Annotated in this window: 10 protein-coding genes and 1 other RNA gene; 2 read left to right on the top strand and 9 right to left on the bottom strand. The window is 72.3% G+C overall.

Annotated features, from left to right (window positions below; genetic code table 11):
• Positions 1–132 precede the first annotated feature (132 nt).
• Complete coding sequence (locus ACFY00_RS35355) at positions 133–858, top strand: response regulator transcription factor (protein WP_285737391.1); 726 nt, start codon at positions 133–135, stop codon at positions 856–858.
• 26 nt (positions 859–884) lie between these two features.
• Here the strand turns inward: ACFY00_RS35355 and ACFY00_RS35360 are convergent, their stop codons facing one another.
• Entirely contained in the window at positions 885–2,087 is a 1,203-nt protein-coding gene (locus ACFY00_RS35360; RefSeq protein ID WP_388037605.1) for a winged helix-turn-helix domain-containing protein, read from the bottom strand.
• A 219-nt stretch (positions 2,088–2,306) separates the two neighbouring features.
• Between ACFY00_RS35360 and secA the strand changes: the two genes are divergently transcribed.
• On the top strand, positions 2,307–5,093 hold the full coding sequence (gene secA / locus ACFY00_RS35365) for a preprotein translocase subunit SecA (protein ID WP_388037608.1): 2,787 nt from the start codon (positions 2,307–2,309) through the stop codon (positions 5,091–5,093).
• Positions 5,094–5,171: 78 nt separating this feature from the next.
• Here the strand turns inward: secA and ACFY00_RS35370 are convergent, their stop codons facing one another.
• The 8 genes from ACFY00_RS35370 to ACFY00_RS35405 form a co-directional block, all read right to left on the bottom strand.
• Positions 5,172–5,453 carry an HU family DNA-binding protein gene (locus ACFY00_RS35370; protein ID WP_030459611.1) on the bottom strand — a complete coding sequence of 94 codons (282 nt, stop codon included), beginning with the start codon at positions 5,451–5,453 and terminating at the stop codon, positions 5,172–5,174.
• A gap of 429 nt (positions 5,454–5,882) precedes the next feature.
• On the bottom strand, positions 5,883–7,358 hold the full coding sequence (locus ACFY00_RS35375) for an NAD-dependent malic enzyme (RefSeq protein ID WP_388037610.1): 1,476 nt from the start codon (positions 7,356–7,358) through the stop codon (positions 5,883–5,885).
• Positions 7,359–7,684: 326 nt separating this feature from the next.
• Complete coding sequence (locus tag ACFY00_RS35380) at positions 7,685–9,979, bottom strand: HelD family protein (protein ID WP_388037612.1); 2,295 nt, start codon at positions 9,977–9,979, stop codon at positions 7,685–7,687.
• Between the two features lie 238 nt (positions 9,980–10,217).
• Positions 10,218–11,363, bottom strand: coding sequence for a uroporphyrinogen-III synthase (locus tag ACFY00_RS35385; RefSeq protein ID WP_388037614.1), 1,146 nt, complete (start codon positions 11,361–11,363; stop codon positions 10,218–10,220).
• A 167-nt stretch (positions 11,364–11,530) separates the two neighbouring features.
• A complete protein-coding gene (locus tag ACFY00_RS35390) occupies positions 11,531–12,901 on the bottom strand; it encodes a nitrate/nitrite transporter (RefSeq protein WP_388037616.1) in 1,371 nt (456 codons plus the stop codon).
• 194 nt (positions 12,902–13,095) lie between these two features.
• Positions 13,096–13,474, bottom strand: a transfer-messenger RNA (tmRNA) gene (gene ssrA, locus ACFY00_RS35395).
• 121 nt (positions 13,475–13,595) lie between these two features.
• Positions 13,596–14,078, bottom strand: coding sequence for an SsrA-binding protein SmpB (gene smpB, locus ACFY00_RS35400; protein WP_033219940.1), 483 nt, complete (start codon positions 14,076–14,078; stop codon positions 13,596–13,598).
• 44 nt (positions 14,079–14,122) lie between these two features.
• Positions 14,123–15,286, bottom strand: a complete 1,164-nt coding sequence (locus tag ACFY00_RS35405) for a S41 family peptidase (RefSeq protein WP_388037618.1) — start codon at positions 15,284–15,286, stop codon at positions 14,123–14,125.
• Positions 15,287–15,327 lie beyond the last annotated feature (41 nt).

A 15,327-nucleotide genomic window follows, 5' to 3' on the forward strand; every position in this document is an offset into this window, starting at 1 on the left:
CGCACCGGCCGCCGGGGTCACCCCTGTCGCGATCACCCGGCCGGGCGGTTCGGCGGCGCAGGGTGACCGGGACGGGCCCGGGCCGTGGAATGATGGGCGCGTCGAGGTGACCTGAGGGCGGGGGAGGGGCGGATGGGGGAGCTTTCGCGCGAGGGCCTGGGATCGGGGGACGCCGGGTACCCCCCGCACCGCGCGGAGCCGATCCGGGTGCTGGTGGTGGACGACCACGCGCTGTTCCGCCGCGGCCTGGAGATCGTGCTGGCCGAGGAGCCGGACATCCGGGTGATCGGCGAGGCGGGCGACGGGGCGGAGGCCGTGCTGAAGGCCGCCGACCTGCTGCCGGACATCATCCTGATGGACGTCCGGATGCCCCGGCGCAGCGGCATCGAGGCGTGCACCGCGATCAAGGACGTGGTGCCCAGCGCCAAGATCATCATGCTGACGATCAGCGACGAGGAGGCCGACCTCTACGAGGCGATCAAGGCGGGGGCCACCGGCTACCTGCTGAAGGAGATCTCCACCGACGAGGTGGCCACCGCGATCCGCGCGGTGGCGGACGGGCAGTCGCAGATCAGCCCGTCGATGGCGGCCAAGCTGCTGACCGAGTTCAAGTCGATGATCCAGCGCCGCTCGGACGACCGGGAGCTGCTGCCCGCGCCCCGGCTGACCGACCGGGAGCTGGAGGTGCTCAAGCTGGTGGCCACCGGGATGAACAACCGGGAGATCGCCAAGGAGCTGTTCATCAGCGAGAACACCGTGAAGAACCACGTGCGCAACATCCTGGAGAAGCTCCAACTCCACTCCAGGATGGAGGCCGTGGTGTACGCGATGCGTGAGAAGATCCTCGAAATAGGCTGAGTGCGGGCCGGGAGCCGCCGGGCGGCTCAGCCCAGCAGCTTCTCCAGCTCCGGCCGCAGCGACTCGTCCGCCAGCCGCTCCACCCGGACGTCCGAGCAGCCCACCCACTCGGCCGCCTCGCGCAGCGCCTCGGCCAGCGCGGGGACGAACTTCGGTGCCTCCAGCGAGACTTGGCGGGCGACCAGGGTGCGGCCCTCCCGCGCCGGGTCGACCCGGCCGACCAGCCGGCCGGCGGTGAGCAGCGGCATCGCGAAGTACCCGTGCACCCGCTTGTGCTTGGGGGTGTACGCCTCCAGGCGGTGGGACATGCCGAAGATCCGCTCGGTGCGCGGCCTGTCCCAGATCAGCGAGTCGAACGGGGAGAGCAGGACGGTGCGGTGGCGGCCGCGGGGCTCGGTGGCCAGCGCCGCCGGGTCGGCCCAGGCGGGGGCGGCCCAGCCCTCGACCTCGACCGGGACCAGGCCCGACTCCGGGAGCACGGCGTCCAGTTGGGCGCCCTTGAGGCGGTGGTAGTCCATCAGGTCGGCCCGGGTGGCCACGCCGAGGGCGGCCCCGGCCCGGGCCACCAGCTCCGTCAGGCACGCGGCGTCGGACGGCTCCCGGCCGAACAGCTCGGCCGGGACGGCCCGTTCGGCCAGGTCGTAGACCCGCTTCCAGCCGCGGCGCTCGGTGACCACCACGTCGCCGAAGGCGAGCGCCCGCTCGACGGCGATCTTGGTGTCGGACCAGTCCCACCACTCCGACGTCCGCTTGGCGCCGCCGAGCCCGGTGGAGGTCAGCGGGCCCTCGGCGCGCAGCTGGTCGATCACCGCGGCGTACGCCTCCGGGGAGACCCGGTGGCCCCAGACCCGGCCCTTGTCCCGGTAGGCGCGGCGGCGGAAGGCGAACAGCGGCCACTGCTCGATCGGCAGCACGCAGGCGGCGTGCGACCAGTACTCGAAGGCGGCGCCCCGCCCCCAGTACGCCTGCTCGACCGGGCGGCGGCCGACCGCGCCGAGCCGGGCGTACGGCACCAGTTCGTGCGAGCGGGCCAGCACCGAGATGGTGTCCAACTGGACGGCGCCGAGCTGCTGCAGCACGCCCCGGGCGCCGGCCCGGCGGTCGGGCGAGCCGAGCAGGCCCTGGGCGCGCAGCGCGAGCCGGCGGGCGTGGTCCGCGGTGATCCGGAGGGCGGGGGAGGGCAGCGCGGCGGGGGCCGCAGCGGGGATCTCGGCAGGGGTCTGGGCCATGGGGCGAGGCTAGGCCACGGCACTGACAACCGGCCGTCGGCGAACCGCTTTGACCGTTTGGACCCGGCATCGGCCGATGTGCTCCCAGGGGTGACACAGGAATACCGTGCTGACGGACCTCCCGGCCGCTCGGGCTCCTCGCATACGATGGCCCGTACGGTGGGGTGCACTCCCCACCGGCAGTCATCCAGAGCCGAATGAGGCAAGGAGCCCGCTCACGTGTCCGTCTTCGACAAGATCCTGCGCGCAGGCGAGGGCAAGATCCTCCGCAAGCTGCAGCGGATTGCCGCCCAGGTCAACTCGATCGAAGAGGACTTCGTCAACCTCACCGACGAAGAGCTGCGCGCGCTGACCGACGAGTACAAGTCCCGCCTGGCCGACGGCGAGAGCCTCGACGACATCCTTCCCGAGGCGTTCGCCACCGTCCGCGAGGCCGCCAAGCGCGTCCTGGGCCAGCGCCACTACGACGTCCAGATCATGGGCGGCGCCGCCCTGCACCTCGGGTACGTCGCGGAGATGCGCACCGGCGAGGGCAAGACCCTGGTCGGCACCCTGCCCGCGTACCTGAACGCGCTGACCGGCAAGGGCGTGCACCTGATCACCGTCAACGACTACCTCGCCGAGCGCGACTCGGAGTGGATGGGCCGGGTGCACCGCTTCCTGGGCCTGGAGGTCGGCGTGATCCTGGCGAACATGTCGCCGGCCGAGCGCAAGCGCCAGTACGCGATGGACATCACCTACGGCACCAACAACGAGTTCGGCTTCGACTACCTGCGCGACAACATGGCGTGGTCGCAGGACGAGCTGGTGCAGCGCGGCCACAACTTCGCGATCGTCGACGAGGTCGACTCGATCCTGATCGACGAGGCCCGCACCCCGCTGATCATCTCCGGCCCGGCGGACCAGGCCACCAAGTGGTACAACGACTTCGCCAAGCTGGTGCAGCGCCTCAAGATCGACCGCGACTACGAGGTCGACGAGAAGAAGCGCACCGTCGGCATCCTGGAGGAGGGCGTCGGCCGGGTCGAGGACTACCTCGGCATCGACAACCTCTACGAGTCGGTGAACACCCCGCTGGTCGGCTTCCTGAACAACGCCATCAAGGCCAAGGAGCTCTACAAGGTCGACAAGGACTACGTCGTCATCAACGGCGAGGTCATGATCGTCGACGAGCACACCGGCCGCATCCTGGCCGGCCGCCGCTACAACGAGGGCATGCACCAGGCGATCGAGGCCAAGGAAGGCGTCGAGGTCCAGAACGAGAACCAGACGCTGGCCACCATCACCCTGCAGAACTTCTTCCGCCTGTACGACAAGCTGTCCGGCATGACCGGTACCGGCACCACCGAGGCGGCCGAGTTCCACCAGATCTACAAGCTCGGCGTCGTCCCGATCCCGACCAACAAGACGCCCAAGCGGATCGACCAGCCCGACCTGATCTACAAGTCGGAGCCGGCCAAGTTCGCCGCCGTGGTCGAGGACATCGCCAAGCGCCACGAGGACGGCCAGCCGGTCCTGGTCGGCACCGTCTCGGTCGAGAAGTCCGAGTACCTGTCGCAGGAGCTGCGCAAGCGCGGCATCCCGCACGAGGTGCTGAACGCCAAGCACCACGAGCGCGAGGCGCAGATCGTCGCGCAGGCCGGCCGCAAGGGCGCCGTCACCGTCGCCACCAACATGGCCGGCCGCGGCACCGACATCATGCTCGGCGGTAACCCCGAGCACCTGGCCGCCGCCGAGCTGGCGCAGCGCGGCATCACTCCCGAGGAGACCCCGGAGGAGTACGAGGCCCAGTTCCCGGCCGCGCTGGAGAAGGCCAAGGCCGCGGTCAAGGCGGAGCAGGAGGAGGTGCAGGAGATCGGCGGCCTGTACGTCCTGGGCACCGAGCGGCACGAGTCCCGCCGGATCGACAACCAGCTGCGCGGCCGCTCCGGCCGCCAGGGCGACCCGGGCGAGTCCCGGTTCTACCTGTCGCTGGGCGACGACCTGATGCGCCTGTTCAAGGCCGGCATGGTCGAGCGCGTCCTGTCGATGGCGAACGTCCCGGAGGACGTGCCGATCGAGTCGAAGATGGTCACCCGCGCCATCGCCTCCGCGCAGACCCAGGTCGAGCAGCAGAACTTCGAGATCCGCAAGAACGTCCTCAAGTACGACGAGGTCCTCAACCGCCAGCGCGAGGTCATCTACGGCGAGCGCCGCCGCGTCCTGGAGGGCGAGGACCTGCAGGAGCAGGTCGGCCACTTCATGGACGACACCGTCGCCGCGTACGTCAACGCCGCCACCGGCGAGGGCTTCGAGGACGACTGGGACCTCGACAAGCTGTGGACCGCGCTCAAGCAGCTCTACCCGGTCTCGCTCGACCTGGACGAGCTGGAGGAGGAGGCCGCGGAGAGCGGCGGCCTGACCCCCGAGTTCCTCACCAAGGCCATCCAGGAGGACATCGCCGCCGCGTACGGCCGCCGCGAGGACCAGCTCGGCGAGCAGATCATGCGCGAGCTGGAGCGCCGGGTCGTCCTCTCGGTGCTGGACCGCCGCTGGCGCGAGCACCTCTACGAGATGGACTACCTGCAGGAGGGCATCGCGCTGCGGGCCTACGCCCAGCGCGACCCGCTGGTCGAGTACCAGCGCGAGGGCTTCGACCTGTTCTCCGCGATGATGGAGGGCATCAAGGAGGAGTCCGTCGGCTACCTGTTCAACCTGGAGGTCCAGGTCGAGCAGCAGGTCGAGGAGGTCCCGGTCTCGGACGACGAGCAGGTGCTGCTCGACAAGCTGGAGAAGGACGCCGCCGTCCCGGCCGCCCGCCCGGAGATCCGCGCCAAGGGCCTGGAGGCCCCCGAGCGCAAGAAGCTCCACTACATCGCCCCGTCCGACGAGATCGGCGGCGGTGTCATCGAGGGCGACTTCGACGAGGACGGGCTGCCCGTCGAGGGCGAGGGCGACGGCCTGACCCGCGCCGAGCGCCGCAAGGCCGCCAAGGCCGCGAAGAGCGGCCGCCGCCGCAAGGCCTGACCGGCCGCCCGCCGGTCGCCGGGGGGGGCCGCCCCCCCCGGGGGGCGGCCGGCCACCGGTGCGTTCAGCTGCGGGGGGTCACTTGCCCTTCGCGGCTTCCTTCAGCTTCGAGCCGGCGCTCACCTTGACGCTGTAGCCCTCGGCGATCTGGATCGGCTCACCGGTCTGCGGGTTGCGGGCGGTGCGGGCGGCGCGCAGGGTGCGCTCGAAGGTCAGGAAACCGGGGATGGTGACCTTCTCGTCGCCCTTGGCGACGACCTCGCCGGTGATCTCGGCGAAGGCGGCCAGCACGGCGTCGGCGTCCTTGCGGGTCACCTCGGCGCGCTCGGCCAGCGCGGCCACCAGCTCACTGCGGTTCATGTGTACTCCTGTGGTCTGTTGCTCTGCCGTGCGCGGAGGCATGGCCGGTCCGCGCGACGGTGTTCGTTCAGGCGAGGGGTTGGTCAGGGGCCGGGCTCGCACCCCGAAGCGCCGCAAACTGCCCGCCTGGGTACGAATCCTGCCCCGACCGGCACTGAGAAAGCCAATCGGGAACCGGCGTGGTTGACCCGAACAGCGCCCGCCAGGCGGAGGTGTGACGCTCCGTCGGCTCCGGCAGGGCCGGAGCGGGCGGCGGCCGGGACGGCACGCCGTGGCACAACTGGGGACGTACCGTACTTGTCGGACACGCCTCCCCGTCGCAGGGCTACCGTACGCCCTGGCACCGACAAGCCCAAACACACCCCTTGCCCTTGTGTCGCAAGGCCTCCGGCGCCCCCGCCGCGCGCGGGGGCGCCGGAGCGGTCGGGCTCAGAGCTGAACGGCCGGGAAAGCACCGGTGTCGAGCGTCCCGACGATGCCCGCGGTGGGCCGCTCCGGGGCCGTCTCGGCGTCGCCGCGGGCCGCCACCGCGGCGTCCCGGACGGCGGCCGCGACGGTCTTGGCCACGCCCGGGTGGAAGACGCTGGGGATGATGTAGTTCGGGTTCAGTTCCTCGTCGGTGACGGTGGTGGCCAGCGCCCGGGCGGCGGCCAGCATCATCTCGGTGTCCACGCTGGAGCTCTGCGCGTCCAGCAGGCCGCGGAAGACGCCGGGGAAGACCAGCACGTTGTTGATCTGGTTCGGGAAGTCGCTGCGGCCGGTGGCGACCACCGCGGCGGTCTGCCGGGCCACCGCCGGGTCGACCTCCGGGTCCGGGTTGGCCAGCGCGAAGACGATCGCGTCCTTGGCCATGGTGGCCAGGTCGTCGCCGTCCAGCACGTTCGGGGCGGAGACGCCGATGAACACGTCGGCGTCGGCCACCGCCTCCTTGAGGGTGCCGGTGCGGCCGGAGCGGTTGGTGTTCTCGGCGATCCAGCGCAGGCTGTCGTTCAGGTCGTCGCGGCCCCGGTGGACCACGCCGCGGACGTCCGCCACGGTGGCGTGCACGACGCCGGCCGCCATCAGCAGCTTGAGGATCGCGGTGCCCGCGGCGCCCGCGCCGCTCATCACCACCCGGATCTCGCCGATCTCCTTGCCGACCACCTTCAGCGCGTTGGTCAGCGCGGCCAGCACCACGATCGCGGTGCCGTGCTGGTCGTCGTGGAAGACCGGGATGTCCAGCGCCTCGCGCAGCCGGGCCTCGATCTCGAAGCAGCGCGGCGCCGAGATGTCCTCCAGGTTGATGCCCGCGAAGCCCGGCGCGATCGCCTTCACGATCGCCACGATCTCGTCGGCGTCCTGGGTGTCCAGGCACAGCGGCCACGCGTCGATGCCCGCGAACCGCTTGAACAGGGCCGCCTTGCCCTCCATCACCGGCAGCGCGGCCTTCGGGCCGATGTTGCCCAGGCCCAGCACCGCCGAGCCGTCGGTGACCACCGCGACGCTGTTGCGCTTGATGGTCAGGCGGCGGGCGTCGTCCGGGTTCTCGGCGATCGCCATGCAGACCCGGGCCACGCCGGGGGTGTAGATCATGCTCAGGTCGTCGCGGTTGCGGATCGGCAGCTTCGAGGACATCTCGATCTTGCCGCCGAGGTGCATCAGGAAGGTGCGGTCGGAGACCCGACCGATGCTGACGCCGTCGATGGTGCGCAGCTTCTCGACGATCTCCTGGCCGTGCGCGACCGAGGACGCCGCCACGGTGACGTCGATGCGCAGCGCCTCCAGGCCGGAGGCGGTGACGTCGAGGCCGGTGACCGAACCGCCGGAGGACTCCACCGCGGTGGTGATCGAGCTCACCGCGTTGCCGGTGGCCGGGACCTCCAACCGGACGGTGATCGAGTTCGAGACACTGGGCGCCGTCGCCATCGACGTTCCTTCTTCCTGAATCAACAAATTGTTGAAGTTCATGCCGCTCGGCATGCTAGACCTCGATGGTCGCACCGACCAAGGGGTTGCCAGAAATAACGTGCATTGAGTGTGCGGATCCGACAAACCGACCGGCCCGGACCCGCTCCTCCTTGCCCGTCGGCGAGGATGCGTTACATTGGAACGGCACCGGCTCGATCCAAGCCCCCGGGCCCAACCTTCGTCCCTTCGAGGGACCACTTGCCGCGAGGCGAGCATGGCGGGTCGGTGTTCAACGTGACGGAGGCCCCCACCCATCGGGTGGGGGCCTCCGGTCTTCCCGGCCGCTACTTCAGCAGCGCGGGCACGCCCGCGGCGTCCGGCAGGTCGTCCGGGCCGGAGAGCACCGTCAGCCGCTGGGTGGCGCGGGTCAGCGCCACGTACAGCACCCGCAGGCCCGCCTCCGACTCGCCCGCGATGCCGGTCGGGTCGGCCACCACCGTGGCGTCGTACTCCAGGCCCTTCGCCTCCAGGCTGCCCAGCGCCACCACCCGGTCGCCCAGGCCCTCGGCCCAGCCCGCCGCCTCGGCGCGGCGGTCCATCGGGACCACCACCGCGACGGTGCCGTCCACCTCGGCCAGCAGCCGCTCCAGCTCCGCCCGGGCCGCCGCGCCGAACGCCGCCGCGTCCGGCTCGCGGACCGCCGCGAACCGCGGGTGCGCGCCGGTGGCCCGCACCGCGCTCGGCGACGGGGTGCCCGGGGCGGCCAGCTCCAGCACCTTCGCCGCCACCTCGGCGATCTCCGCCGGGTTGCGGTAGTTCACGGTCAGCGTGTACCGGCGGCGCGGCTTGCCCGCCAGCACCTCGTCCATCGCCGCCTGCGCCTCCTGCGGGAACGGCCAGGAGGACTGCGCCGGGTCGCCGACGATCGTCCAGGTGGCCGTCCGCGAGCGGCGCCCGATCATCCGCCACTGCATCGGCGTCAGGTCCTGCGCCTCGTCCACGATCACGTGCGCGTACTCGCGCCGCTCCTCCGGGACGCGCTCGCGCTGGCGGTACGCCCGCTCGCCGTACGTGGTGACCTCGTCCAGGCCGGAGAGCAGGTCCACCGCGTCCACCTCGCGCACCTTCGGGCGGGCCGGCTCGCCGAGCAGCACCTGCAGCTCGTCCACCAGCGCCACGTCGTGCGCGGACAGCTCGCCCGCGCCGCGCTCGTCCAGGTGCCGCCAGGACGCGGCCAGCAGCCGGGACTCCTCCGGGGTGACCGCGCGGCGGGCGATCCGGTTGGTGTGCCGGTGCTGCTTGAGGGTCGCCAGCACCCGGCGCGGGGTCAGGGCGGGCCACCAGGCGTCCAGGAAGGCCAGGAACGGCGCCTCGTCGGACACGTACTCGTCGAAGGACTCGCGCTCCTCCTGGCGCTGCTCGCGCTCCGCGTACGTGCTCGGCTTCGGCAGGTCGCGCACCGCCTCCGACCAGAGCGCGTCCAGCAGCAGGCGGCGGGCCCGCGGGCGCAGCAGGTTCAGCGGCGTGCCGCCGCCGCCCACCACGTTGCCGCGCACCGCCTTCAGCCGGCCCGCGTCCAGCCGCAGCACCGCGCCGCGGGCGACCACCTTCAGCTCGGTCGGCGCGCCCAGCTCCAGGGCCGCCCGGGCGGCCCGGCGCAGCAGCTGCACCATCCGCGCCGAGCCCTTGATCCGGGACACCTCGGGGCTGTCGTAGCGGGACGCCTCGATCCCGTCCACCAGGCTGCCGACCGCGCGGATCGCCACCTGCCCCTCCTCGCCCAGCGAGGGCAGCACGCCCTCGGTGTACGAGACCAGCAGCGGCGTCGGGCTGACCACCAGGATGCCGCCCGCGTACCGGCGGCGGTCCTGGTACAGCAGGAACGCGGCCCGGTGCAGCGCCACTGCGGTCTTGCCGGTGCCGGGGCCGCCGGTCACCAGGGTCGCGCCCGCGGCGGGCGCCCGGATCACCTCGTCCTGCTCCTTCTGGATGGACGAGACGATGTCGCGCATCGAGTGCCCGCGGGCCCGGCCCAGCGTCGCCATCAGCGCGCCGTCGCCGACCACGGCCAGCTCCTCGCCGCCCAGCGTCGGCGCCAGGTCGGGACGCAGCAGGTCGTCCTCGACGCCGATCACCTTCCGGCCCTTCGACCGGATCACCCGCCGCCGCACCACCCGGCCCGGCTCCAGCGGCGTCGCCCGGTAGAACGGCGCGGCCGCCGGGGCCCGCCAGTCGATCACCAGCGGGCCGAACTCGGCGTCCAGGACGCCCAGGCGCCCGATGTGCAGGGTCTCGGCGACCGCCGGATCGGCCGGGTCCAGCGGCGTCTGGGAGGGGATCCCGTGCTCCTCCGGCGCGTCGGCCTGCTGCAGGTCGATGCGCCCGAACAGGAAGTCCTCGAACTCGTTGTTCAGCCGCTGCAGGTGGGCCCCGGCCCGGTACACCTGCGCGTCGCGCTCGGCGAGCGCGCCGGGCGTGCCGACCTGCACCCTCCGGGCGGCGTCCTCCAGGATGTACTCCGCCTCGGCGAGTTTCTCCTCCAACCGCCGGTAGACGGTGTCGAGATGCTGCTGCTCCCCCGCGATCTCGCGGTCGCGGACAGTATCGGATCGGTGCTCGGCTGTACCGTGCGCGCCCAAGGAGCCCCCAAAGGTGCGGAGAAAAAGGCGGACGGAAGATCTTACAGGGAAACCGGACACTTCTTCGGCAGACGGGTCGGAACCGTCAGGGGCTCGGGGAACGGCGAGTCCGAGCTGCTGCCGGTCGGAGCCGACCGGAGGTCCGTGCTGCTTCGGGCCGCGGTGACGGAACCCGAAGCCACCGCACGCACCGGCAGTGCACCGCCGGCAGCCCCGGCCCCCCTGGCGGTGCCCCTGCTCAGTGGTCGAGCGTCAGCCGGTAGCCCCGCTTGACGACGGTGGTGATCAGCCGCGGCGCGCCCAGCGCCTGGCGCAGGCGGGCCATCGCGGTCTCGACGGCGTGCTCGTCGTCGCCGCTGCCAGGCAGGGCCTTGAGCAGGTCGGCGCGGGGCACCACCCAGCCCGGGTGCCGGGCGAGGGTGCGCAGCAGGGCCATGCCCGCCGGGGGGACGGGGCGGAGGTGGCCGTCGACGAGGGCGGCCTGGCCGCGCAGTTCGAGGGTGTGGCCGGCCACCGGGAGGCGACGGGCGCGTTCGGGGAGGGCGGCGGTGAGGGTCTGGACCATCGCACCCAGACGCATCCGCTCGGGCCAGACGGTGGGGACGTCGAGCTCGTCGAACGGGGCGGAGGTGACCGGGCCGACGCAGACCGCGAGGACGTCACGGCGCAGGGCGTGCAGCAGCTCCTCGGTGCGGCCGCGTTCGGCGGCCCGGTCGAGCAGGCTGATCGCGGCGGGCGCGGAGGTGAAGGTGACGGCGTCGAGCGCACCGGCGCAGGTCGCGTCGAGGAGGCGGTCGAGCGGGCCGAGGTCGACAGGCGGGAGCCAGCGGTAGACCGGGATCTCGACGACCTCGGCCCCGGCGGCGCGCAGCGACTCGACGAAGCCGGGCAGCGGGGCGCCGTGCAGTTGGACGGCGATCCGGCGGCCGTCGACGCCCTGGTCCAGGAGGTGGGAGAGGACCTCCGCGGAGGACTCGGTGGCGGCGGAGAAGGACTCGCGCAGCCCGGCGGCGCGGATCGCGCCCTTGGCCTTGGGGCCGCGGGCGAGCACGGCGCCGTGGCCGAGGGCGGTGCGCAGGTCCTCGCCGAGGTCCCAGCCGTCGGCGGCCTCCATCCAGCCGCGGAAGCCGATGCCGGTGGTGGCGACGGCCAGGTCGGGCGGGTCGGCGACCAGCGCGCGGGTGGCGGTGTGGAGTTCGGTGTCGTCGGCGAGCGGGACGATCCGCAGGGCGGGGGCGCGCAGCACGTTCGCGCCGCGGCGTTGCAGCAGGGCGGCGAGCTCGTCGGCGCGGCGGGCGGCGGTGATGCCGATGGTCCAGCCGGCGAGCGGGCCGGTCTCGGCGGGCTCGGGTTCGTCCTGCAGGCGTCGGGTCGGGTCGGCCATGCGGTGTCGTCCTTAGGTGCACCGCCCCGGCGTCCTGGTGGGGGACGGGGGCGGCGGTGGTCGGGTGGGTGATCAATCGTGTCCGCTCGCGGTGTCACCCCCGGGTCGCTCCGATTACCGGCGTGTTTCGCAGCCGGTCGGAGCGGTCCCGGGGGCGTGACGGTGGTTCAGACCTGTGCGAGGGCGGGGGCGTCGGCGGTCGCGGCGGCGGCGGCCGGGCGGCGGAGGTAGACGGCCCAGGTGAGGGCGAAGCAGAGGGCGTAGGCGGCGAGGAAGGAGACGAAGGCGGGGGTGCCGGACTTGGCGACCAGGAAGGACTGCCGGAAGGCGAGGTTGATGAAGAGTCCGCCGAGGGCTCCGACCGCGCCGATCACGCCGATCGCGGCGCCGGACATCTTGCGGGACCAGGCGGCGGCCTCCTCGGCGGTGGCGCCGGCCGCGATCCGGTCCTGGGCCTTGGCGTCGAAGATGCCGGGGATCATCTTGTAGGTGGAGCCGTTGCCGAGCCCGGCGAGGGCGAACAGGGCGACGAAGCCGACCAGGAAGACCGACAGCGAGCGGATCGACGAGGCGTAGGTGACGACGCTCGCGGCGACGGCCATCGCGGCGAAGTTCCACAGCGTGATCCGGGCGCCGCCGAACCGGTCGGCGAGCTTCCCGCCGAGCGGGCGGACCACGGAGCCCAGCAGCGGGCCGAGGAAGGTCAGCTGGGCGGCCTGCAGCGGGGTGCGGCCGAACTGGTTCTGCAGCACCAGGCCGAAGGCGAACGAGAAGCCGATGAAGGAGCCGAAGGTGCCGACGTACAGCAGCGACATCAGCCAGGTGTGCTTCTCCCGGACGATCGCGGCGAGCGAGCCGGTGTCGGCCTTCATCGGGGCCAGGTTGTCCATGAACAGGGCGGCGCACAGCGCGGCGACCACGATCAGCGGCAGGTAGATGCCCAGCACCAGCCGGGGGTGCCCGGCCCCGGCCCAGGCGATCACGCCGAGCGAGACCAGCTGGATCACCGGCACGCCGATGTTGCCGCCGCCCGCGTTGAGGCCGAGCGCCCAGCCCTTGTGCCGGGCCGGGTAGAAGGCGTTGATGTTGGTCATCGAGGAGGCGAAGTTGCCGCCGCCGAACCCGGTGAGCGCCGCGACCAGCATGAAGGTGGTGTACGAGGTGCCGGGGTGCATGACGTACGCGGCGGCGAGGGTGGGCACGAGCAGCAGCAGCGCGGAGACCACCGTCCAGTTCCGGCCGCCGAAGCGGGCGACCGCGACGGTGTAGGGGATCCGGACGAAGGAGCCGACCAGGGTGGGCATCGCGACGAGGAAGAACTTCCCGGCCGGGTCGATGCCGTAGCCCTTGCCCATGAAGAGCACCATCACCGACCACAGGCTCCAGATCGAGAAGCCGATGTGCTCGGAGAGCACCGAGAAGGCGAGGTTGCGCCGGGCCGTGCGGCGGCCGGTGGCCTCCCAGAACGCGGTGTCCTCCGGGTCCCAGTGCTGGATCCAGCGGCCGCCCGTCCTGCTGTTCGTGGTGGTGCCGTCCATGGGCTCGCTCCTTCGAGTACGGGTGTCCAAGACCCTGTGCCATTGACGCTAGGAGTCCACGATTTCGGGTTCGTTGTGCGGTGTGAAGGGCGCGGAACCGTCCTCTCACCCGCCGGTGGCCCTCCGTGTGAGGGTCCGGGAACGCACGAGAGCCGCCCTCCGGGGTGGAGGGCGGCTCTGCGATGCACATGGGGTGGTGGAGATGCCGGGAATCGAACCCGGGTCCAGTGAAGTGGATTCAGGACTTCTCCGAGCGCAGTCCGCTGTGATTTTCTCGGCCCTGGCGGTCACGCGGACAAGCCGCCAACAGGCCCAGTCACTGTTTGGTTTCCCCGCCACCCCCGCGACCGGGGTGGAAGGTTGAGTTCCCTAGATTATGCCAGGATCCGGGTCGGGAACGCCCCGGGCTGACACCCATTCACTTTCGCAGATCAGGCTGCGAGAGCGAACTGCTGGGAATCGCGCTTAGAGTTGGCGATTATTTTTTTGCGACAGATGGTTAACGAGATCATTGCCGCGTTCCTCGGCTCGCTTCTCCTGTTTCGACTGTCACTGTCGAAACCGATCATCCCCATGTTTTTTTGACAAACAGCTCCGGCGGGAGGCGGGCCGCCCTCCGGGTGATGCTCTGCCATAGTACTCAATCGGCGCGTCAAGGGTCCAGCGCATTAACGGACCGTGGCGGCCGGCGGCCTCACCCCTGCCCGGAGCGGCGGCGGGCGGCGGCCACCGCGCGGTCGGTCTCCCGGCGGTCCTGGCGCTCGCGCAGGGTCTGCCGCTTGTCGTACAGCTTCTTGCCGACGGCGAGGGCGAGTTCGAGCTTGGCACGGCCGTCCTTGAAGTACAGGGACAGCGGGACCAGCGTGTGGCCGGTCTCCTTCACCTTGGACTCGATCTTGCGGATCTCCATCTTGTGCAGCAGCAGCTTGCGCTTGCGCCGCGCCGAGTGGTTCGTCCAGGTGCCCTGCGCGTACTCGGGGATGAAGACGTTGTCGATCCAGGCCTCGCCGCCCTGGACGTACGCGTAGCCGTCGACCAGGTTGGCCCGGCCCTCGCGCAGCGACTTGACCTCGGTACCGGTGAGCACCATGCCGCACTCGTAGGTGTCGAGAATGGTGTACTCGTGCCGCGCCTTCTTGTTCTGCGCGACCAGCTTCTTGCCCGTTTCCTTTGCCATAGCCCGGCCATTCTCGCACCTCGGCGGCGGCCGCGGCAGCCCCTTTACGGCGCGGCGGACCCGCCGGGCGCACCGGACCCACCGGGCGCGGGGGCGGCGAGGGCCGCGGGGGCCGAGCTGCTGAGCCCCTCCAGCACCCGGAGGGCCAGCGCCCGCGGGTCCTCGGCGGCGGCGGGCACGTCGGGCTGGACGCCGGTGCCCTCCGGGGAGCGGCCCGCCGGGGTCTGGTAGCGGCCGACGGTGAGCTCCAGCACCGAGCCGTCGGCGAGCCGGCTGGGCTGCTGGACGGTGCCCTTGCCGAAGGTGCGGCTGCCGACCAGGACGGCCCGGCCGCGGTCCTGGAGCGCCCCGGCCAGCAGTTCGGCGGCGCTCATCGTGCCGCCGTCGACCAGCACCACCAGCGGGACGGGCGTGCTGCCGCCCCCGGCGGCGGTCAGTTCGCGGTGCTCGCCGTTCACCTGGTAGCTGGCCACCGGGCCGCCGTCCAGGAACACCGAGGCGGTGGCGACGGCCTCCGCGACCAGCCCGCCGGAGTTGCCGCGCAGGTCGAGCACCACGCCCCGGGCGTCGGCCGCGGCGGCCCGCACCTGGTCGGCGACGCCCTCGGTGAAGGCGTGCACGGCGATCCGGGCCACGCCGGGCGCGGGGTGGTCGACCTCGACCTCGCGGGCGGCCAGTTCGGCCCGGGTGAGGGTGAGTTGGCGCACCGGCCCGGTCTCGTCGCCCCGGACGCCCACGGCGACCGCGCTGCCGGCCGGTCCGCCGCGCAGCCGGGAGACCACCTCGGTGACCGGCAGTTGCTCGGCGGGCGCCCCGTCGACGGTGACCAGCCGTTCGCCCGGCGCGATCCCGGCCCGGGCGGCGGGCGAGCCGGGCAGCACCTCGGCGACCAGGGTCGGGCCGCCGGCCTCCCGGTCCACGCTCAACCCGACGCCCGCGTACCGGCCGCCGGTGAGGTCGGCGTACTGCTGCGGGCTCAGGTAGGCGGCCCAGCGGTCGCCGCTGCTGCCGACCAACTGCCGGGCCTGCTGCGGGGTCAGGTCGGCCCCGGTGAGGTCGGGGGCGGGCGGGCGGGCGTCGGACGACGAAGGGGCCCGGGTGGAGCCTTCCGGCTCCCCCCAGGCCCCTGACGCGGCTCCGGCGAACAGCACCGCGCCGAAGACCAGCCCGAGCGTCATCCCCTGGCGTACCCGCGGTGCTGTCGGCATGCCTGCGAGTCTAGGCGGGCGGGCGCGCCCGCCGGTAGCAC

It is taken from the genome of Kitasatospora sp. NPDC001540, from assembly GCF_042894345.1.
In the GTDB taxonomy this organism is placed as follows: domain Bacteria; phylum Actinomycetota; class Actinomycetes; order Streptomycetales; family Streptomycetaceae; genus Kitasatospora; species Kitasatospora phosalacinea_C.

Coding starts and splice junctions, on each gene's coding strand:
- smpB (WP_033219940.1), bottom strand. CDS start 14,078: ATGGCAAAGGAAACGGGCAAGAAGCTGGTCGCGCAGAACAAGAAGGCG.
- ACFY00_RS35375 (WP_388037610.1), bottom strand. CDS start 7,358: ATGGCGACGGCGCCCAGTGTCTCGAACTCGATCACCGTCCGGTTGGAG.
- ACFY00_RS35385 (WP_388037614.1), bottom strand. CDS start 11,363: ATGGCCGACCCGACCCGACGCCTGCAGGACGAACCCGAGCCCGCCGAG.
- ACFY00_RS35360 (WP_388037605.1), bottom strand. CDS start 2,087: ATGGCCCAGACCCCTGCCGAGATCCCCGCTGCGGCCCCCGCCGCGCTG.
- ACFY00_RS35390 (WP_388037616.1), bottom strand. CDS start 12,901: ATGGACGGCACCACCACGAACAGCAGGACGGGCGGCCGCTGGATCCAG.
- ACFY00_RS35405 (WP_388037618.1), bottom strand. CDS start 15,286: ATGCCGACAGCACCGCGGGTACGCCAGGGGATGACGCTCGGGCTGGTC.
- ACFY00_RS35355 (WP_285737391.1), top strand. CDS start 133: ATGGGGGAGCTTTCGCGCGAGGGCCTGGGATCGGGGGACGCCGGGTAC.
- ACFY00_RS35370 (WP_030459611.1), bottom strand. CDS start 5,453: ATGAACCGCAGTGAGCTGGTGGCCGCGCTGGCCGAGCGCGCCGAGGTG.